Annotated in this window: 16 protein-coding genes; 15 read left to right on the top strand and 1 reads right to left on the bottom strand. The window is 48.4% G+C overall.

The window, feature by feature from the left end:
- Positions 1-9: 9 nt before the first annotated feature.
- The 4 genes from SHK35_RS07745 (at position 10) to alaS (ending at position 9541) form a co-directional block, all read left to right on the top strand.
- Positions 10-3084 (top strand): tetratricopeptide repeat protein, encoded by a 3075-nt coding sequence (locus SHK35_RS07745; RefSeq protein ID WP_318709327.1) that lies wholly within the window; start codon positions 10-12, stop codon positions 3082-3084.
- A gap of 6 nt (positions 3085-3090) precedes the next feature.
- A complete protein-coding gene (locus SHK35_RS07740) occupies positions 3091-4776 on the top strand; it encodes an Hsp70 family protein (RefSeq protein WP_318709326.1) in 1686 nt (561 codons plus the stop codon).
- Between the two features lie 3 nt (positions 4777-4779).
- Positions 4780-6807 carry a hypothetical protein gene (locus tag SHK35_RS07735; RefSeq protein WP_318709325.1) on the top strand — a complete coding sequence of 676 codons (2028 nt, stop codon included), beginning with the start codon at positions 4780-4782 and terminating at the stop codon, positions 6805-6807.
- Positions 6808-6886: 79 nt separating this feature from the next.
- Entirely contained in the window at positions 6887-9541 is a 2655-nt protein-coding gene (gene alaS, locus SHK35_RS07730; protein WP_318709323.1) for an alanine--tRNA ligase, read from the top strand.
- A gap of 62 nt (positions 9542-9603) precedes the next feature.
- Here the strand turns inward: alaS and SHK35_RS07725 are convergent, their stop codons facing one another.
- Positions 9604-10485: a LysR family transcriptional regulator gene (locus SHK35_RS07725; protein ID WP_318709322.1), complete on the bottom strand. Its 882-nt coding sequence runs from the start codon at positions 10483-10485 to the stop codon at positions 9604-9606.
- A 384-nt stretch (positions 10486-10869) separates the two neighbouring features.
- Between SHK35_RS07725 and SHK35_RS07720 the strand changes: the two genes are divergently transcribed.
- The 11 genes from SHK35_RS07720 (at position 10870) to SHK35_RS07670 (ending at position 20623) form a co-directional block, all read left to right on the top strand.
- Positions 10870-11436, top strand: coding sequence for a chromate transporter (locus tag SHK35_RS07720; RefSeq protein WP_318709321.1), 567 nt, complete (start codon positions 10870-10872; stop codon positions 11434-11436).
- Positions 11433-11996 carry a chromate transporter gene (locus SHK35_RS07715; protein WP_318709320.1) on the top strand — a complete coding sequence of 188 codons (564 nt, stop codon included), beginning with the start codon at positions 11433-11435 and terminating at the stop codon, positions 11994-11996. The genes SHK35_RS07720 and SHK35_RS07715 overlap by 4 nt, the downstream gene beginning before the upstream one ends.
- An 83-nt stretch (positions 11997-12079) precedes the next feature.
- Positions 12080-13075 carry a hypothetical protein gene (locus SHK35_RS07710; RefSeq protein ID WP_318709319.1) on the top strand — a complete coding sequence of 332 codons (996 nt, stop codon included), beginning with the start codon at positions 12080-12082 and terminating at the stop codon, positions 13073-13075.
- A gap of 156 nt (positions 13076-13231) precedes the next feature.
- Positions 13232-13408 (top strand): 30S ribosomal protein S21, encoded by a 177-nt coding sequence (gene rpsU / locus SHK35_RS07705; protein ID WP_016290398.1) that lies wholly within the window; start codon positions 13232-13234, stop codon positions 13406-13408.
- Between the two features lie 88 nt (positions 13409-13496).
- Positions 13497-14090, top strand: coding sequence for a putative ABC transporter permease (locus SHK35_RS07700; RefSeq protein ID WP_318704024.1), 594 nt, complete (start codon positions 13497-13499; stop codon positions 14088-14090).
- A gap of 77 nt (positions 14091-14167) precedes the next feature.
- A complete protein-coding gene (locus SHK35_RS07695; RefSeq protein WP_318704022.1) occupies positions 14168-15328 on the top strand; it encodes a D-alanyl-D-alanine carboxypeptidase family protein in 1161 nt (386 codons plus the stop codon).
- Positions 15329-15390: 62 nt separating this feature from the next.
- Positions 15391-16311 (top strand): metallophosphoesterase, encoded by a 921-nt coding sequence (locus SHK35_RS07690; protein WP_318709318.1) that lies wholly within the window; start codon positions 15391-15393, stop codon positions 16309-16311.
- The gene (locus SHK35_RS07685) at positions 16280-17026 is read left to right on the top strand and encodes a segregation and condensation protein A (protein WP_318704018.1); all 747 of its coding nucleotides are present in this window, start codon (positions 16280-16282) and stop codon (positions 17024-17026) included. Before SHK35_RS07690 ends, SHK35_RS07685 begins: the two co-directional genes overlap by 32 nt.
- 29 nt (positions 17027-17055) lie before the next feature.
- A complete protein-coding gene (gene scpB / locus SHK35_RS07680) occupies positions 17056-17625 on the top strand; it encodes an SMC-Scp complex subunit ScpB (RefSeq protein WP_318709317.1) in 570 nt (189 codons plus the stop codon).
- A 51-nt stretch (positions 17626-17676) separates the two neighbouring features.
- Positions 17677-19035, top strand: coding sequence for a D-alanyl-D-alanine carboxypeptidase family protein (locus tag SHK35_RS07675; RefSeq protein ID WP_318709316.1), 1359 nt, complete (start codon positions 17677-17679; stop codon positions 19033-19035).
- 157 nt (positions 19036-19192) lie between these two features.
- Entirely contained in the window at positions 19193-20623 is a 1431-nt protein-coding gene (locus SHK35_RS07670) for an acyl-CoA carboxylase subunit beta (protein ID WP_318709315.1), read from the top strand.

Genomic DNA, 20623 nt, shown 5'->3' with positions numbered 1-20623 from the left:
AGGCGTCATATGGGGAGCAGAAGCAGATTCTGCTCTCTTTGTGTTATTGGAATGGAGATTGTTATGGAGCTGTTGGAAATTTTTCAGGTATTGGGAATTGAACAGACGAAGGATGAACGGGCCATAAAGAATGCTTACAGACAAAAGCTTGCCATGACCAATCCCGAGGACAATCCGGAGGGCTTCAAGCGCTTGAGAAGCGCCTATGAAGAAGCCTGCGCTTACGCCCGCACACAGGAAGAAGAACAGCAGGCCGCGCAGCAGAGGGATACCACGCCGTCCGGACTTTGGGTGGAAAAAGCCGCCGAAATTTACGGAAATATAAAAAGCAGGCAGGATGTGGAAAAATGGAAGGCGCTTTTTTCGGAGGATGTGTTTTTGTCCCTTGAGGAGGAAGAGAACTGCCGGTTTAAGCTGCTTCGTTTTCTCATGGATCATTTCCGGCTGCCTGGAGCGGTCTGGGAGCTCTTTAACAAAATGCTGCATATTACAGAGGATGCGGAGAAATTGAGGGAACGCTTTCCGGCAGATTTTGTGCGGTATATCCTCAGTAAATGCGAGCGGGGCGAAGAAATTGAGTTTTCCCAGTTTGAAGGGGAGGAAGACGCCCCTTATGATTTGTTTTTACAGTACTATGACAGATGCTGGCAGGCCATACAGGACGGAGAGCTTGCCCAGGCGGAGGAATACATAAAAAATGCCGAGGAACTGCATATTTTTCATCCTGTTTTGGAGATATGCAAGGCTAATCTGGCGGTAAAACAGGAAAAAACAAAAGAGGACATAAGCAGACTGCTGGGGCTTAGAGAGCGTTATCCCAAGGACCCCATGATCTGCTACAACACGGCGGAGCTTCTGTGGAGGAACGAAAGAAAAGAAGAGGCGGCTGCTATTTATGAAGAGCTGAAGAAGGAAAATGAGTCCCACTATATGTCCAATGTGCGTCTGACCCAGTGGTACTATGAACAGGGAAGCTTTAAAGAGGCAAAGAAATGTGCGGAAACGGTGCTGTCCATGGGGGCGGACGACAGGTTCATGGAGCTTTTGGCTAAGATCAACAAGGAGATTGAAAAGGATCTGGAGAAAGCATATGAGCGCGGGGGAAAAGACAGCTGGGAGGCAGGCTTAGAGCTGGGCTGGTGTTTTCTGCAGGATGGAAAGATATCTGCGGGCATCCGGCTGGCACAGGCTTTGGAGGGCAGGATACCCAGGGAACGGGAGACGGAACGGAAGGGGCTTTTGACTAAGCTGCTTGTGGAGGAGGCAGAATATGAACAGGCGGCAGAGCTGTCAAAAGTCTGGCAGGCCCATTTGGAGGAGAAAATTGCAGGAGAGGAGAGCGGGGAGGAAAGGGAGAGAGATAAAGACCGCATACGCCAGGCGTATCTGATCCGCATACAGTGTTATCGAAATCTGGGCTATGTGGACAAAGGGAAGCTTCCTCTGGCCATTGCGGAAGCGGAAAAAATAGAAACGGGAACCGGCAGGGATATTGGCCTGCTTTTGGAGAAGGCGCAGATTTACATGGAGATGGAGGAATACGAAAAAAGTCTGGAGCTTGTGAGGCGGCTGGTGGAGGATTATCAGGTCTATGCGGCGTATGCCACCTCCCTTGAGGTGTATAGGAGACAGTGGAACGCTGCGGGGGTAATACAGGCCGGCAGACAGTGTATCAGCTATTTCCCGGGCTATGTGCGCTCTTATGAACATATGGCAAAGGTGTACCTTGATTTGAAATATACGGATGAGCTGAAAAGCCTGCTTGAGGAAGCCCAGGCAAACGGCATAAAGAGCGTTATATTGGACGCCTACCGTTATCAGATGGACAGAAGGGATTCGATCCCAGACGGCGATGAACTGGACGAAAAGCTAAGTGCCTTCCGTAAAAAATATTGTGCAAAGGTGTCGGAGGGAGACGAAGAGCTTTACAGGAAGAGTCTTCCCATGCTGACCACCTATCTATATTGGTTCCCAGGCACCTTTATGCTGGTGGAAAGAGGCATTTTCCATAGATCGGCACATCACTATGAGGAGGCCAGGGAGGATTTTGAGAAGGCCTTGGCGGAAAATCCGGCCCAGCCTTATGCCCTCAACGGTCTCAGCTTTGTTTATAAGTATCAGGGAAACTATGAAAAGGCGCTGATTTATATCAAAAAGGCAATTCTCTATGGACAAAAGGAAATGTCTCCCATTATATTTGTGGATATGGGGAATCTGTATCTTCTTCTGGGGGACTATGACAGGGCGGCGGAGGCCTTTTTGAAATATCAAGAGCAGGTCGGCAAAAACGTGTATTCCCGTGCGGCCTTGGGAAAGGCTTTGGCAAAGACAGGCCGGCTTTCGGAGGCGGAGGCGCTTATCAGGGAAGCTTATTCCCGCAGGGAAAGTATTTTCGATCTGTATCATGCGCTGGTATCCGTCTGCCAGGAGGCGGGGCAGAGGGAGAAGGCCGACGAACTTTTGGAGGCATGGGAAAAAGAGCTTGGGAAGCAGATTCCCGGTTGGAAAACACCCTGGCGCTTCAAGAGGGAGAACCAAAAGATTTATGGGGAAATTAAAAATTATTACAGCAAAAAGGGCTGGCAGGAGCTGATGTATGGAAACAGGAAGAACGCCATGAAATGGTTTGTAAGATGTGCCGAGGAGGCGCAGTGGCTTCTTTCGAAACGCCGGATAGACGATATTGAAGAGGTATGGTGTGATGTGGTTTTTGCTTCCATTGTCTGCGGGGATGACAGACAGGGGAAAAAATATGCAGAAAAGCTTAAGGACTGGCTGGTAAAGGAGGAGCAGTCCGGCTCCAGGGCCTATTATAACCGGGAGAAGGGGCATCTGCAGATCGTTTTTCTTGCGGCCTGGTATACGGAATCCATGGAGACCCTTAAGGAAATTCTTGACCGGGAACCGGAGCTGGAAATCTGTCACTTTTGTACGCAATGTGTCTGCAAGGAAATGGAGGGTGTGCGCATTCTTTACCTGCTTCGGGCAGGAGAGAAGGAGGAAGCCATGAAACGGCTTTTGAGGAATCTGAAACGGATGCCTCAGGATGAATATATGATTGCCATAAGACATATGAAGGGATAGTTGTTTATGATAGTGGGAATTGACTTGGGAACTACAAACAGTCTGGTGGCCTATTTTACGGAGGAAGGGCCGAAGATTATACCAAACAGGCTGGGAAAGCATTTGACCCCCTCGGTGGTGAGCGTTGACAAAGAGGGTAACGTTTATGTGGGAGAGACAGCCAGAGAGCGAATGAGTCTTTATCCGGAGTCTGTGGCTATGGCCTTTAAGCGCAGCATGGGGACGGAGCGGACTTATGATCTTTGCGGGCACAGGTTTAAGCCGGAGGAGCTCTCCAGCATGGTGCTTCGGGCGCTGAAGGAGGATGCGGAAAATTTTCTGGGGGAAGAGGTCACGGAAGCAGTCATCAGTGTACCGGCTTATTTTGACGATAAGAGGCGAAAGGCCACCAAGAGGGCGGGAGAGCTGGCCGGCCTTAAGGTGGAGCGCATGATTTCCGAGCCCACTGCGGCTGCGGTGGCCTATGGATTGTATGACAAAACAAGAGACACCAGATTCCTGGTGTTTGACTTGGGGGGAGGAACCTTTGATGTGTCTGTGCTGGAGCTTTATCACAATATTCTTGAGGTGAGAGCTGTGGCAGGGGACAATTATCTGGGAGGAGAGGACTTCACGGAGGTGATGGCAAAGCTTTTTCTGCACAAAAGCGGCCTGCAGCTGCAGAATCTGTCGGAAAAGGAGCAGGTGCGTCTGTACCGTCAGGCGGAGAAGGCCAAATGCGCCATCAGTGACAATGAGAAGGTGACCATGTCCTTTTTATACAGAGAGGAGACAAAGGAGGAGCAGATTACTTACAAGGAGTATGAGGAGGCCTGTGAGGAGCTTTTGATGAAGATCAGGGAGCCGGTGAAGAAAAGCTTGTCGGACGCAGGACTGAAGCTGAGCGATATCGACGAGGTGCTGTTAATCGGCGGCGCCACCAGGCTGTCCATTGTGAGGGATTTTCTGATTCGTCTGTTTCGAAAATTTCCGGATACCAAGCTGAATCCGGACGAGACGGTGGCTCTTGGAGCGGCGGTACAGGCGGCCATGAAGGAAAGACGGGCCGAGGTGAAGGAGGTTATCCTTACGGATGTATGCTCCTTTACGCTGGGCACGGAGATCGTAGTGGAGTATGAAGAGGGAAAATTTGAGGATGGGAGATTCTGTCCCATTATAGAGCGAAATACTGTGATTCCTGCAAGCCACACGGAGCGTCTTTATACCGCCAGGGATAATCAGGAGAAGGTGCGCGTCCGGGTGCTTCAGGGAGAAAGCCGCTTTGCACGCAACAATCTGTATCTGGGTGAGCTGGAAATACCGGTTCCGCCGGGGCCCAAGGGGAAGGAGGCGGTGGATGTGACCTACACCTATGATATCAATTCCCTTTTGGAGGTGGAGGTAAAGGTGGTTTCCACCGGCTTAAGCCAGAAGCTGATTATTAAGGGCCAGGATAATGAAATGACCGACGAGGAGATTGCAAAGCGCATGGAGGAGCTGGCCTACCTGAAAATCCAGCCCAGGGATTACGAGGAGAACAGGCTGGTGCTGCTTCGGGCGGAAAGAATGTACGAGGAATCCTTAGGCGAACGCAGGAAAAAGCTGGATTTTTATATTACGGCCTTTGAGACTGCACTGAAAAAGGGAAAGCATGAGGAAATTGAAACCGCCAGGGAGGAGCTCAACGAGATGCTGGAGCAGGAGGATGAATGATACATGGGCAGATGGTGGAAGGCAATTTTACTGGCTTTATTGCTGGAGCTGACCCTTTTCCAGTACTCCAGCCTCCTTACGGCCTTTAATCAGCCGAAAGAGGCGGAAAATGTACGTATTTATGCAGGCGGTGAATGGAATGCGGATGGCAGCATTACGGTGGAGGAGTCCCTTCGGCTGGAGATACCCCAGATCAACGAAAAGCTGAATGCGATCAAAATTTCCTTTACCAGGCTTGACCCGGAGGGAAAGGAAACCGAAGAGGTCACTACTGTGTCTGTGTACGCCGCGGACGAGGCAAACCAGGATTATTATGTGCTGCCGGACCGGCAGATTTTGAAGGATGTCCCAAGAAGCCAGTATTTAAAGCTCCATCTGTCGGGGGAGTGCAAAAGTCTTGTGATTTTTCTGGCTGCAGGCCAGGGAGACATCATTCAAATTGACGAGCTGATATTGAATCCCAAAATACCTGTGAATTTTTCTCTGCTGCGCTTTTTTGTGCTGACACTGACCATTTGGTTTCTGGCGTTTGCTTCTGCAAGGGGGAAATATTACAAAGAGATGCAGGCGGCGGATTCCTGGTCTCAGAGGCGGATCACCCTTGCGGCGGTTCTTTTGCAGATTGGATTGTTTGTGGGAGTGGTGTTTTTGAATCCGGTGTTTGGGGACGTGGAATGGGAGCACCATATGCAGTATCACAAGCTGGCGGTTGCTCTGTCTAAGGGACAGCTTTATCTGGAGGATGTGCCGCCAGCCTCTTTGGCATCCATGGAAAATCCCTATGATTATGCCATGCGGCAGAAAATAACGGAGGGCGCGGGGGAAAGCTACCTTTGGGATGTGGCTTACTATAACGGAAAATACTATGTGTATTTTGGCATTGTGCCGGTGCTTTTGTTTTATCTGCCCTGGTATCTGGTGACGGGGACCCCTTTTCCCACAAGACTTGGTGTGCTGATCACCGGGGTGGGGTTTATTCTGGCGGTATTTTGGCTTTCCGCAAATCTGGTGCGCAGATATTTTAAGGGAAGCATTCCCTACGCAGGCTGGCTTTTGGGAACACTGCTGATGATAAACGGCTGTGGGGCGTTAACTATCATGAGAAGGCCGGATTTTTATTCCCTTCCCATTCTGCTGGGCATAACCTTGTCTGTGTTTGGAATTGGCTGTTTTATTTCCTCATTGAAGGAAAACCAGGTGACCACATGGAAGCTTGTCACAGGGTGTCTGTCCATGGCTCTTGTGGCCGGCTGCAGGCCCCAGCTTCTTTTGGGCTCTCTTTTGATTTTCCCGATCTATTGGGAAGCCGTCTTTCAAAAGAGGCTGCTGTTTTCCAGGAAAACCTGGGGAAAGACTTTACTTGCTATTTTGCCCTATGTGGCGGTGGGCGCCTTTCTCATGCTGTACAATTACAGGCGTTTTGGTTCGCCCTTTGATTTCGGAGCCACCTATAATCTTACCACAAATGATATGACAAGGCGGGGCGTTGATCTGGGAAGGCTTCCCCAGGCGTTTTTTGTTTATCTGTTTCAGCCCCCCAGTCTTTCCGCAAGATTTCCCTATTTACAGCAGGTCTCCCAGTGGACCTCCTACATGGGAAAAGCCATAACAGAAGGAACCTTCGGCGGATTTTTTCCGGTGAACCTCATGGCATTTTCTGGTCTCTGGTTTTTGGGAAAGCGAAAGTGGTTTCCAAAAAGGTCCGTATATGCTTTTGCCCTTATGTCTGTGGTTCTGGGATTTTTGGTGGTGTGTGTGGACGCCCAGGCTGCGGGCGTGCTGCTTCGGTATTTCAGCGATTTTGGATGGCTCCTTTATCTGGGAGCCCTGACTGCGTGGTTTTCGGCCTGGCAGTACAATCGGGAAATGCCGGACAGAATTCATCTGCTGCGGCTTTTACAAAATGCGGCCTTCGCCGTTACGATGGCCTTTTATCTGATGCTGCTGTTTACGGATAACGCAGAGCGTCTGGCGGACACGGCGCCCTCTGTGTTTTATACCTTTTACTACCAGCTTGCCTTTTGGACTTAAAGAAACCGTCTCTTGACGGGAACATTGGAGACAGATATAATGATAAAACGTAAAGATAGCAAATAGGAGGATAAATCCCATGAAAGCATATGGTGTAAACGAACTGCGGAGGATGTTTCTTGATTTTTTCGAGAGCAAGGGGCATCTGAAGATGAAGAGCTTTTCGCTGGTGCCTCACAATGACAACAGCCTTTTGATCATCAATTCAGGCATGGCGCCTTTAAAGCCTTATTTTACCGGTCAGGAGATACCGCCCAGAAGAAGGGTGACCACCTGCCAGAAATGTGTGCGGACCGGAGATATTGAAAATGTAGGAAAGACAGCCAGACATCTGACCTTTTTTGAGATGCTTGGAAATTTTTCCTTTGGGGATTATTTTAAGCATGAGGCCATTGCATGGAGCTGGGAGTTTCTCACCCAGGTGGTAGGCATGGACCCGGAGAGGCTGTATCCCTCCATTTACTGTGAGGATGATGAAGCCTTTGAAATCTGGACAAAGGAAATCGGCGTACCGGAAGAAAAAATTACCCGTTTTTACCGGGATGAGAACGGTAAGTGCGATAATTTCTGGGAGCACGGCGCAGGTCCCTGTGGTCCCTGCTCTGAAATCTATTATGACAGAGGAATCAAGTACGGCTGCGGAAAGCCGGACTGTAAGGTGGGCTGCGACTGTGACCGGTTCATGGAGGTGTGGAACAACGTATTCACCCAGTTTGACAATGACGGGCATGGGAACTATACGGAGCTGGCACAGAAGAACATTGACACAGGCATGGGGCTGGAGCGTCTTGCGGTAGTTGTGCAGGATGTGGATTCTGTCTTTGACATTGACACCATGAAGGCAATTAGAGACCGTATTTGTCAGATTGCGGGAGTGGAATATCAGAAGGATGAGGCCAAGGACGTGTCCATCCGTCTGATTACGGACCATATTCGTTCCTCCACCTTTATGATCAGCGACGGCATCATGCCCTCCAATGAGGGCCGGGGCTATGTGCTGCGCCGTCTGATCAGAAGAGCGGCCAGACATGGAAGGCTTCTGGGAATTGAAGGAAAGTTTCTTGCAAGCTTAAGCCAGACTGTCATTGATGAGTGCAAGGACGGGTATCCGGAGCTGGAGGAAAAGCAGGCCTTTATTTTAAATGTGCTGACCCAGGAGGAGGACAAATTTGACAAAACCATCGACCAGGGCCTGAGCATTTTAAATGAGATGGAAGAGGAGATGAAGAAAGCGGGTGTCTGCGAGCTTCCGGGAGAGAATGCCTTTAAGCTGTATGACACCTATGGCTTTCCTCTGGACCTGACGGAGGAAATTCTGTCAGAGAAGGGCTTTGGCGTGGATCAGGCGGGCTTTGGCGCATGTATGGAAAAACAGAAAGAACAGGCCCGCAAGGCAAGAAAGGTGACCAATTATATGGGGGCTGATGTGACGGTCTATGAGTCCATCGATCCCGCCATCACCACGGAATTTGTGGGATATGACAGACTGAAGCACGATTCCAGAATTACGGTGCTGACCACTGAGACGGAGCTTGTGGAGGCGCTTACCGACGGGCAGACGGGTACTGTGATCGTGGAGGAAACTCCCTTTTATGCAACCATGGGAGGACAAAACGGGGATACTGGCACTATCGTCACTGCAGACGGCAGCTTTGAGGTAAAGGAAACCATCCATCTTTTGGGAGGAAAGGTAGGACATATCGGCAAGGTAACCAAGGGAATGCTCAAGGTGGGCGATACGGTTTCCCTGACAGTGGACGCCAAAAGAAGGGCGGATACCTGTAAAAACCACAGCGCCACCCATCTGCTGCAGAAGGCTTTAAGGGAAGTGCTGGGCACTCATGTGGAGCAGAACGGCTCCTATGTGGACGGCGAAAGACTGCGCTTTGATTTCAGCCATTTTGCACCTATGACGCCGGAGGAGATCAGGAAGGTAGAGGAGCTTGTCAACGAACAGATTGCGGAAAACCTTCCTGTGGTTACGCAGATCATGACTCTGGAGGAGGCAAAACAGACAGGAGCCATGGCGCTTTTCGGAGAAAAGTATGGAGAGAAGGTCCGTGTGGTAAAGATGGGAGATTTTTCCACAGAGCTCTGCGGCGGAACTCATGTGGCAAATACCGGAGCAATAACGGCCTTTAAGATTGTTTCTGAAAACGGTGTTGCGGCAGGGGTGCGCAGAATCGAGGCGCTGACAGGAAATGGCGTCTTTGCCTATTACCGGAATCTGGAGCAGACCTTGGAGGAGGCCTGCAGGATTCTGAAGACGTCTCCGGCGGCTCTTGTGGAAAAGTGCGAGCATGTGACAGCCCAGGTGAAGGCGCTTTCATCTGAGAACGAATCCTTAAAGAGCAAGGCGGCCAAGGAGGCCCTGGGAAACGTTATGGACAGTGTGGTGGAGATAAAGGGCGTAAAGCTGCTGGCAGCCAGTGTGGATAATGTAGATATGAACGGCTTAAGAGAGCTGGGAGACCAGCTGAAGGAAAAGCTGGGTGAGGGCGTTGTGGTGCTGCTTTCCAATCAGGCTGGAAAGGTGAATATAATCGCCATGGTAACGGATGCTCCTCTGAAGGATGGCGCCCATGCAGGCAATCTGATCAAGGGTATTGCCTCCCTGGTGGGCGGAGGCGGCGGAGGCCGTCCCAATATGGCCCAGGCCGGCGGAAAAAATCCGGCGGGAATTCCCGCTGCCATAGCGGAGGCTGCAAAGGTGCTGGAGACGCAGCTTTCCTGAAGAAGCGGAGGCACAGAACTTTTCAACAGCAATATGCTATGAATTTATTATGGCAAGGAGGGCTAGCCCTCCTTGCCATAATTTTTGCACAGAGAAATAAAGGTATTCATGTTTGGTGTGAGATATTTGCTCTTGTGGTAAATGATATTTAATTCCCGCTGCAGTGGCGGCTTGAGGGGAAGCATTTTGACAACATTTTGCTGGATGTCCCTTTCCACAAGAAGATAAGGAAGCACCGCCACTCCGATTCCGCCTGCAACGCCTTTGACAATGGCTTGTGTGCTTGCGCTTTCCCATATGGGAGAGACAGATAACTGCAGGAGAGAAAAACACGCGTCCAAAAGCTCCCTTCCGGCGCTTCCCTTTTCCCGCATGAGAAACGGAAATTCGGCTAACTGTGAGAGGGTAGTGGATTTTTGCCCGGCCAGGGGATGGCTGCAGGAAACGATGGCGCACATAGTGTCCTCCATAAAGGGAACCGAATGGATTTCAGTATGCTCAGGCCTGGTTTCGATCAAGCCGATGTCGATGGAGTTGTCCTGGATTTTTTGTTCGATATCGCTGGATCTGCTTATGAATGCTTCTATTTTCAATTCAGGATATTGGAGCTGATACTGCTGAATCAGAAGAGGAAGCATATGGGTTCCGATTGTAATGCTTGTGCCCACGCGGAGAACCCCGGACTGATTCCAGTTTTTTATTTTCTTTTCCATATCCTCAAAAAGAGAAACGATGTGAAGGGCGTAATCAAAAAATTCTTTTCCGCATTCCGACGGAAAAATACGCCTCCCGATTCTTTCAAACAGCCGCACGCCATAGTATTCCTCCAATTCCTTTATGGCAACGCTTACGGAGGGCTGCGCAAGATGCAGCTCTTTGGCGGCTTTTGTGATATTGCTGTGCTTAAAAACAGCCACAAATATTTTCATGTGTCGAAGGGTCATAGCTTTTTTCCTATAATAATAATAAATTACATGGCGTCAGGGTCAAAAGGTCTCCCTGTCGCAAATCCTCAGAATTGTTTGCGGCTTCGGAGCCAAGTTGCACCAGGAATCGACAAATTTGCTAAATGCGTTCCAAAAAATCCGAACTCGCTGCGCTCAAACAAGCGGATTTTTTTCTCACAACGCAACTTTGCCGATTCCAGGAGCAACTAAGACTCCTGCAGATGACAAACAATTCTGGCGATTTGTGACTGCCCCCCCTTTGACCGCAATGTCATTACATATAATAAATTATATATGGTAATTATAGAGTAATAGTATTTTCTTTATCTGTCAAGATGTACTATACTTATAAGAGAAAAGCGGATTTGGAATGGAGGAAAGATGAAAAGTAAAAAAGAGGTTTTATTAAAAGTATTTATTTCCACTCTCTATTTGAGCGCTTTTACCTTTGGCGGCGGTTACGTCATTGTAACGCTGATGAAGAAAAAGTTTGTAGATGAATACCATTGGATTGAAGAAAATGAAATGCTGGATTTGATTGCAATCGCCCAGTCATCCCCCGGCGCTATTGCTGTCAATGGCGCCATTGTGGTGGGGTATAAGCTGGCCGGCATGGCTGGCGCGGCCACTGCTATTATCGCCACAATTATTCCACCCTTTGCCATCATTTCTCTGATCTCTGTATTTTATAATGCCTTTCGGGATAATTTTATTGTCAGCCAGATTTTGGAAGGCATGCAGGCGGGAGTGGGGGCAGTCATCGCGGCGGTGGTCTTTGAAATGGGAGCGGGCGTTATCCATGGGAAACAGTTGTCCTCAATTTTGATTATGGCGGCGGCCTTTGCAGCAACCTGCTTTTTGAAAATTAATGTTGTCTATGTGGTTTTGGTTTGTATTGTGATCGGTATCATTCGGACAATTCTGCCAAAAAGGAGGAAGGCCCAATGATTTATTTGCAGCTTTTTTTGAGCTTTCTGCAGATTGGCCTGTTCAGCTTTGGGGGCGGTTATGCCGCAATGCCCTTGATACAGGGAGAGATTGTAACGTCACACGGATGGCTGAGTATGTCGGAATTTACCGACCTGATTACCATTTCCCAAATGACGCCCGGCCCTATTGCCGTCAATTCCGCTACCTTTGTGGGGATAAAAATTGCCGGCATTCCGGGAGCTATTGTGGCGACGGCGGGATGTATCCTGCCCTCCTGCGTCATCGTCACTTTGCTGGCACGGATTTACCTAAAGTATCGCAGCATGAATGTATTACAGAGTGTGCTGACTACGCTTCGCCCGGCGGTTGTGGCAATGATAGCATCCGCAGGAATTTCTATTCTTGTATCGGCTTTTTGGGGAAACGATGGAGCCGTTACGCCTGCAGGCACCAACTGGAGTCTGGTTGTTATTTTTATTGTCAGCTTTGCACTGCTGAAAAAATGGAAAATGAATCCCATCCTTGTGATGCTGCTTGCCGGTGTCCTGAAGCTGGCAGTGGCTGTGGCGGGAGGGTAAAAATAGAATGTAGAAATATGCAGAATATGTGTGCTTGGGGAAAAATATCTAAGCCAAATCATCTTTGATGAAGGGGAAAACTTATGTATAGGCAAGTAATATCAGATGGTATGAATACTGGAAATAAGAGGAAAGTCATTATTTATTTATTTTTCTTTTTTCTGGGTATTGTGATTGGCGGAGCCGGAATGGCTTTAAAAAACAAAATTTTTATAGAGCAAATGGCAGAAGGGGAAACTTTTTCCTATGGATTAGTGGAAAGTAATTTTACGGTATCTGATATATTGTGGGTGGAATATCCGAAATGGAGAGAAATTTCCTGCTCTTTAACAGGAAATTTTCAAATTCAGGTTCCAAAAGGAACAGACGTAACATTTATCGACTTGCAGAATGTAGATGCACTTAGTGAAACTAGTCGTCAAAGTTTGATATTTTCAGGGGAAGGAAATGTACTTTCATATGACTTAGTGACATATGAGATAAATGGGGGATATTTTAATGCTGCCGGGCTTGAAAAATTGAGCCAAAACACTATAGATGCGGCTACAAAAGGATATCGGCTGAAAATTGCCTTAGAAAATGAACAGACATATGTTTTGGGATACATACCGCCTATGAGTACAAAATTTTCAGCATGGGACAGCCTGCAAAACAAATATGCTGATCAAGACTTAACCATTTATTTGCCGGCCTTTGAGCTAAGTCCTACTTATCTGGATAAGGAAAATATGGATTCTATGCGGATGGCTGAGGATGTAAGCCTGACAAAAGAGGAAGGAGGGTATTTAAATTGTACTGTTCATAATACTAGGACGAACGACTGGATTTGTAATGGAGATATGCCTGCATTGGAAATGTGGTATAGGGGAGTGTGGATTTATTTAGATTATGGTATTGACAATACAGCGATGTCAAAAATTTGTCCGGCCAATCAAGACACAAGTGTTTTAGTACCTCCTGAATCAACTCAATTTCTTTCCAGTCTGTTGCCAGGAATATACCGCATTGTACTTTATGGGGCGGAAGGAAAAGATTACATTGCAACTGATTGTTTTGAAGTTTTGGAGGCAGAGAGGTGAAAGCTTTTAAATTTTTACTGGTCAATGTAAAAAAATAGTTGACGAACAACTTTTTTGTGTTATAATGTTAAATGTGCACGTGGTAAGACACTGTACATAAAGAATAACCCAATCAGTCATGTTACTAGAGGGACTGAAGGGAGGTCGGGTGTAGTCATGTCAAACGTAATCGTAAAAGAGAACGAGACTTTGGATAGCGCTTTACGCCGCTTTAAAAGAAGCTGCGCGAAGGCTGGTATTCAGCAGGAGATTCGTAAGAGAGAGCATTACGAGAAGCCAAGCGTAAAACGCAAGAAAAAATCTGAAGCAGCAAGAAAACGTAAATATAACTAATCCACAAAAGTCCTTGGCCGGTTACGACTGAGGACTTTGTAGTTATAGGAGAAATGAGTCTGTAAAAAATACTGAGGGGTGGACTGTCATGTGGACAAGAGAGCTGTTTGGGACGGATGTTTATCATCTGGTAGCGGCATTTGCGGTATATAGCATTCTGGGCTGGTTTGTGGAGTCTGTCTATATGTCCTTCTGCAACCGCAGGCTGACGAACAGAGGATTTGCTAAAAGTCCTTTTTGTCCGATTTACGGCTTTGGCGCTGTGATCGGCTATCTTGTGCTTTGTCCTCTGAAAGGACAATACATAAAGCTTTATCTGGCAGGAGCGTTTCTGGCCACTGTCTTTGAGTACATAGTGGGCCGGGCCATGATCCGGCTGTTTGGAAAGCTCTGGTGGGACTATAATGAAAAGCCCTTTAATTTTCAGGGTATTATCTGCCTGGAGAGCACTGTCTGCTGGGGGTTTTATGCCATAGGGATCGTGCAGTTTCTGAACATGGCGGTTTACCGCCTGATTGATTCCGTGAGGTTTGATCAGGGAGTCCGGGCGCTGCATGTGATTTTGCTGATTGTAGCTGTGGATTATGTGATCCAGCTGATGAAAGCATTTCACATTGACGTGAAGGAAAAGAAAAAGCAGTTTGTGGATAGATGCTGTTCCTTTATTGCCAGGTGGTATTAATCCCTGCCGGAAGGAATATCTGAGGCCGCACTCCCATATTCTATACTAGAAGAAAATAGGGGAGCGTGGCTTTTTTTATGTATGGGAAACGGAGAATAGCGGCGTTTTGTCTGTGCTTTGTGATGTTTCTGTGTATGGACAAAACGGTTTATGCAGATATCAGCATATCTGCGCCGTCCGCCATCCTGATAGAGGCGTCCACAGGGCAGGTGATCTACGAACAAAACGCCTCAGAGCGCAGAAGTCCGGCAAGCATCACAAAGATTATGACGCTGCTTCTTGCTTTTGAACAGATCGAAGCCGGAAAAATCAGTCTGGAGGATGAGGTGGTTACCAGCGAGTATGCAAGCTCCATGGGAGGCTCTCAGGTGTTTTTGGCGGCTGGAGAGGTGCAGACCCTTGATACTATGTTAAAATGTATCGCCGTTGCATCCGGAAATGATGCAAGTGTGGCTGTGGCGGAGCATATAGCGGGCAGCGAGGAGGCCTTTGTTGGTCTGATGAACGAGAAGGCTGCGGAGCTTGGCATGGAGGATACTCATTTTGAGGACTGCTGTGGGCTGACCAATTCCGACAATCATTATTCTTCGGCCAAGGATGTGGCCTTGATGTCAAGGGAGCTGATCACGAAATATCCCCAGGTCTATGATTATACAAAGATATGGATGGAGGACATCACCCATGTAACCAGCCAGGGGAGCAGCATTTTTACGCTGACCAGCACCAATAAGCTTTTGAAGCAATATCAATGGGCCACGGGACTGAAGACAGGGTCCACCGCAAAAGCAAAATATTGTCTGTCTGCTACGGCCAGCAAGGATGGCATTGACTTGATTGCTGTGGTCATGGCTGCGCCGGATTACAAGGTGCGTTTTCAGGATGCACAGACATTGCTGAATTACGGCTACAGCGTTTGTGATCTGTACATAGACGAAAATCAGGATGCACTGGAGCCCCTTTTGGTGGAAGGGGGCGTGAAGGAGCAGGTGGATGTGAAATATGCCGGGGAATTCAGGTATCTGGATATTCAGGGAAATGCCCTTTCCGGAGTGGAAAAGGTCATTGAACTGCCACAGGAAGCAAAAGCTCCGCTGGAGGAAGGAAGCGAGGCCGGGAGAGCCCGCTATCTTTTAAATGGAGAAGAGCTTGGCAGCATTCCCATTCTGTATGCAGAAAGCATTGAAAAGGCGGGCTATTTTGACTATCTGAAAAAAATATTTGTATTTTTCCTTTTGTAAACGGGTTAAGTGTGCTAAAATAGAAAGAACGCTGTAAAGGGCGAAGGCTTTGTGAGGATACCATGATAAATCTGTTGATTACGATAATAGGCGTTCTTGCGCTGATCTGCCTTTGGGTGCTGCTTTACGACAGCAACCGGTTTGTGGTGGCAAGGTACAGAATGGAGGATGCACGCATAAAGAAAAGCTGTCGCTTTGTGGTGCTGGCAGATCTGCATAACAAGCAATATGGAAGGAACAATGAACGGCTGCTTGCAGCTATCAAGGAGTGCAAACCGGACTTTATTCTTGTGGCGGGAGATATGCTTACCGCAAAACCGGGGAAAAGTCCGGAGGCTGCGCTGCATTTTCTGGAAGCGCTTGCGGCTTTGTATCCCGTCTATTACGGAAATGGCAATCACGAGCACCGGCTGAAACTGTATCCTTCCAAATATGGAGATTTGGGAGAGCAGTACGAAAAGGCGCTGCGTAAAATGGGGATTTGTCTGCTGGTAAATGAGCACGTTTCTCTGCCGGAGGCGGGAGTGGTGATATATGGTTCCCAGATAGACAAGCAGTATTATAAAAGATTCCGGGTTCAGAAAATGGAAGGTGATTACCTGGAAAGCATTCTGGGAAGGATAGACAGGGCAGGCTATAATATCTTGATCGCCCATAATCCTGATTACTTTCCCCAGTATGCAGAATGGGGGGCTGATCTTGTGCTTTCCGGACATGTACACGGCGGCATGGTCAGAATTCCTTTCTGGGGAAAGGGTGTGGTGTCTCCCGGAATCCGTCTTTTTCCCAAATACGACGGCGGACTTTTCAGACAGGGAGATTCTTCCATGCTTTTAAGCAGAGGGCTGGGAATGCACACCATACCTATCCGGCTTTTTAATCCCGCAGAGGTGCTGGTGGTGGATCTTGTACCGTCCGGGGAAAAGAAAACGGACGCAGGGAGGACTGATTATGGCGATACCGGTAAAACTGGAAGTGTTTGAAGGCCCTTTGGACCTGCTGCTTCATCTGATTGACAAGAATAAAATTGATATCTACGATATTCCCATTGTGGAGATTACCGAGCAGTATCTGGATTATATCAAGCAGATGCAGCAAAGAGATATGAATGTGATGAGTGAATTTCTGGTGATGGCTGCCACGCTGATCGACATTAAGTGCAGAATGCTGCTGCCCAAGGAGGTCAACGAGGAAGGGGAAGAAGAGGACCCCAGAGCGGAGCTGGTACAGAAGCTTTTGGAGTACAAGATGTATAAGTATATGTCTCTGGAGCTCAGGGACAGACAGGTGGATGCGGGCAGAAGCATATACCGCAGCCAGAGTCTCCCAAAGGAGGTGGCCGCCTATAAGCCCCCCATTGATTATCAGGAGCTTGTGGGCGATATGACATTAAACAAGCTGCATGAAATTTTTAAATCCATGATCAAGCGCCAGGAGGACAAGATTGATCCCATCCGAAGCCAGTATGGCAATATCGAAAAGGATGAGATCGATATGGATGCAAAAACGCTGTATGTGGAGGCGTACGCCAGAGAACACAAAAAATTCAGCTTTCGCAGGCTGCTGGAAAAGCAGTCCAGCAAAATGGAGGTGATCGTCACCTTTCTCATCATTCTGGAGCTGATGAAGCTGGGAGAAATACAGATCAGTCAGGAGAATATTTTTGACGATATTATGATTACCTCAAACGTGGCCTGAGGCTGCGGCAGATAGGAGCGGATACATAGATGGAACGGACAAAGGCAGAGGCAGTGATTGAGGCGGTATTGTTTGCCATGGGAGAATCTGTGGAGATTGGCCGTCTTGCGCAGGTGATAGAGGAGGACGTAAAGACCACAAATGCAATTTTGAAGGATATGTCCAGACGCTATGAGGAGGAGGACAGAGGAATTGCGCTGACACAGTTTGACAATGCGGTTCAGCTGTGCACGAAGCCGGATATGTACGAATATCTGATTAAAATAGCAAAAAATCCGAGAAAGCCTGTGTTGACGGACACGGTTTTGGAGACGCTCTCCATCATTGCCTATAAACAGCCCATTACCAGGGTTGAGGTGGAGAGAGTGCGGGGGGTAAGCTGTGACCACGCCATCAATAAGCTTTTGGAATACGATCTGATCACGGAGCTTGGGAGGCTGGATGCGCCGGGGCGTCCTCTTTTATTTGGAACCACGGAGCAGTTTCTTAGGAGCTTCGGGGTAAAGAGCTTAGAGGAGCTGCCGGAGTTAAATCCGGTGCAGGTAGAGGAGTTTAAGCAGCAGGCGGAGGCGGAGGTCTCGCTGCAGCTGGATGTGTAATAGGACAAAACGAAAAAACATATATTAGTAGAAAATCCTGGAAAGTATGTAATGACTATGAAAGGACGAAACTGGATCGTAGGGGCGTTTGCCGGCATATTATTTTTATTCATGCAGGCGCCCCTTTTTGCGTGGGCAGGACAAGAGGAAGATAGTGAAGCGCAGCCCGATTTTTCCCTGTATGCTGCATCGGCAGCATTGATCGATGCCCAGTCGGGAAGAGTGCTGTATGGGAAAAACGCGGATACGCCAATGGCCATGGCCAGCACAACGAAGATTATGACCTGCATTGTGGTGCTGGAAAACGCGGATATGGAGGATACGCTGCAGGTTTCCTCTTATGCGGCTGGAATGCCCAAGGTGAAGCTGTATTTGAAAAAGGGAGAGACCTATACTGTGAAGGACCTGCTCTATTCCCTGATGCTGGAATCCCACAATGATACGGCGGCTGCGCTGGCGGAACACATCGGGAAAAGGTATCTGTCCCAGGAACTGCAGAATAAAAGCACGTCGGACTTTACTGCGGAGGAAAGCAGGATGGCGGTAGCGGCATTTGCTTCGCTGATGAATGCCAAGGCGAAGGAGCTAGGGTGTGAAAACACCTATTTTATCACGCCAAACGGTTTGGACGCCACAGAGACCATTACATTGAACAATGGAGAGATCGTGGAGCGGGAGCACTGCACCACGGCCACGGAGCTTGCGCGGATTATGGCTTACTGCGTGGGGCAGTCTCCGAAAAAGGATGCTTTTTTGGAAATCACCAGGACTCCCAGCTATTCCTTTTCGGCCAATGGAAGAAGCTTTTCCTGCACCAACCACAACGCCTTTCTGAATATGATGACAGGGGCCCTGAGCGGAAAGACGGGGTTTACCAACAAGGCGGGGTACTGCTATGTGGGAGCCCTTGAAAGCGAGGGCAGGATCTTTGTGGTGGCGCTGTTAGCCTGCGGGTGGCCCAACAATAAAAATTATAAGTGGAGTGATACGAAGGAGCTGATGCAGTATGGACTGGATTCCTATTTCTATCAAGCCTTTTCGGAGCAGGAAACAGCTATCTCCCAGGGGGACTTGGCGCCCATTCCTGTGGAGGGAGGAAGAACACGGATATTAGGGGAGACGGCTTTTGTGCCTCTTTCCGTACAGGAGGATGAGGATGGGCTTCCCGGGCTTCTTTTGCGGGAGGGGGAAGAAATCCAGGTGGAATGCCGGATAAAAAAGAATTTGAAAGCCCCTGTGGAAAGCGGAACAGTGGTGGGGAATATTTATTACATAGTGGATGATGCCATATACAGGACGGATACTGTGATTGCCATGGAAACTGTGGAAAAAATAGACTTTGTCTGGTGCCTGGAGCAAATATGCTGCCGGTTTTTGCAAACGGAGGCTGCAGGAGCACAAGGAATGTAAAAAATGTGAAAAAATTGCAATTCGTTCTTTGCGAGTTGCTTTTTTTGTGTTATACTAAACTGACGTTAATCATGGGGGCATTTGCTTTATAATCAAAAAATGCCACCTCTATTAATTTGTTTTTATTTATTCATATTATAAACGGAGGGCTGAAAGCATGAGTACTACTTCAAAAGCGAGTCAAAGAATTACTGCTTTACTCGATGACAACAGTTTCGTTGAAATCGGCGGACTTGTAACTGCAAGAGCTACTGATTTTAACATGAAACCAAACGAAACTCCTTCTGACGGTTGCATTACCGGCTACGGAGTGATCGACGGTAATCTCGTGTATGTATACAGCCAGGATGCGGCCGTGATGAACGGAACCATCGGCGAAATGCATGCGAAAAAGATTTCCAACCTTTATGATCTGGCGATGAAGACAGGAGCACCTGTGATTGGCCTGATTGACTCTGCGGGGCTTAGACTGCAGGAGGCTACAGATGCGCTGGCTGCCTTTGGTGAAATTTATCTGAAACAGACAATGGCCTCCGGAGTGATTCCTCAGATCACTGCCATTTTTGGCACCTGCGGCGGCGGACTTGGCCTGTTTCCCACGCTGACTGACTTTACCTTTATGGAGGAGAAAAATGCAAAGCTGTTTGTAAATTCTCCCAATGCGCTGGCGGGCAATGTGATCACAAAATGCGATTCCTCTTCTGCGGCATTTCAGTCTCAGGAGAGCGGCATTGTGGACGTGGTTGGGGACGAAGCCTCCATTTTGTCCGGCATCAGGGCGCTGATTGGATTTTTGCCTGCAAACAATGAGGACAACTTAAATTATGACGACTGCACGGATGATTTGAACCGTGCCAGCGCTGAGCTGGCAGGCTGCGTGGGGGATACTGCGATGGGCCTTCGCGTGCTTGCGGATAATTATAACTTCTTTGAGGTGAAGGCCGGCTATGCGAAGGATATGGTGACAGGCTTCCTCAAATTAAACGGCGTAACCATCGGCGCAGTGGCAAACCGCAGTGAAGTCCTCGATGCCGAGGGTAATGTGTCCGAGAAGCTGGATGCGGTGCTGACGAAGAAGGGCTGTGAAAAGGCTGCTGACTTCGTGAATTTCTGCGACGCATTTGGAATTCCGGTGCTCACCCTGACCAATGTAAAGGGCTATGAGGCTACCATGTGCTCTGAAAAGGGCATTGCAAAGGCGGCTGCAAAGCTTACATACGCTTTTGCAAACGCTACCGTTCCCAAGGTGAATGTGATTATTGGCAAGGCTTATGGCACGGCTTACATTGTGATGAATTCCAAGGCCATAGGTGCGGACATTACCATGGCTTGGCCGGATGCGGAGATTGGAACCATGGACAGCAGGCTGGCTGCAAAGATTATGTATGACGGCCAGGGGGCGGATGTGATAGACGAGAAGGCTGCGGAATATAAAGAGCTTGCCCTGAATGTAAAGAGTGCAGCAAAAAGAGGGTATGTGGATCAGATCGTAGATGCTGCCGACACCAGAAAATATGTGATCGGCGCCTTTGAGATGTTATTTACAAAGAGCGAGGGACGTCCTGCAAAGAAACACGGAACAGTCTAA

It is taken from the genome of Candidatus Acetatifactor stercoripullorum (assembly GCF_944382095.1).
Lineage (GTDB): Bacteria > Bacillota > Clostridia > Lachnospirales > Lachnospiraceae > Acetatifactor > Acetatifactor stercoripullorum.
The sequence above is the reverse complement of the archived record's forward strand: the minus strand, read 5'-3'. Positions and strand labels throughout refer to the sequence as shown.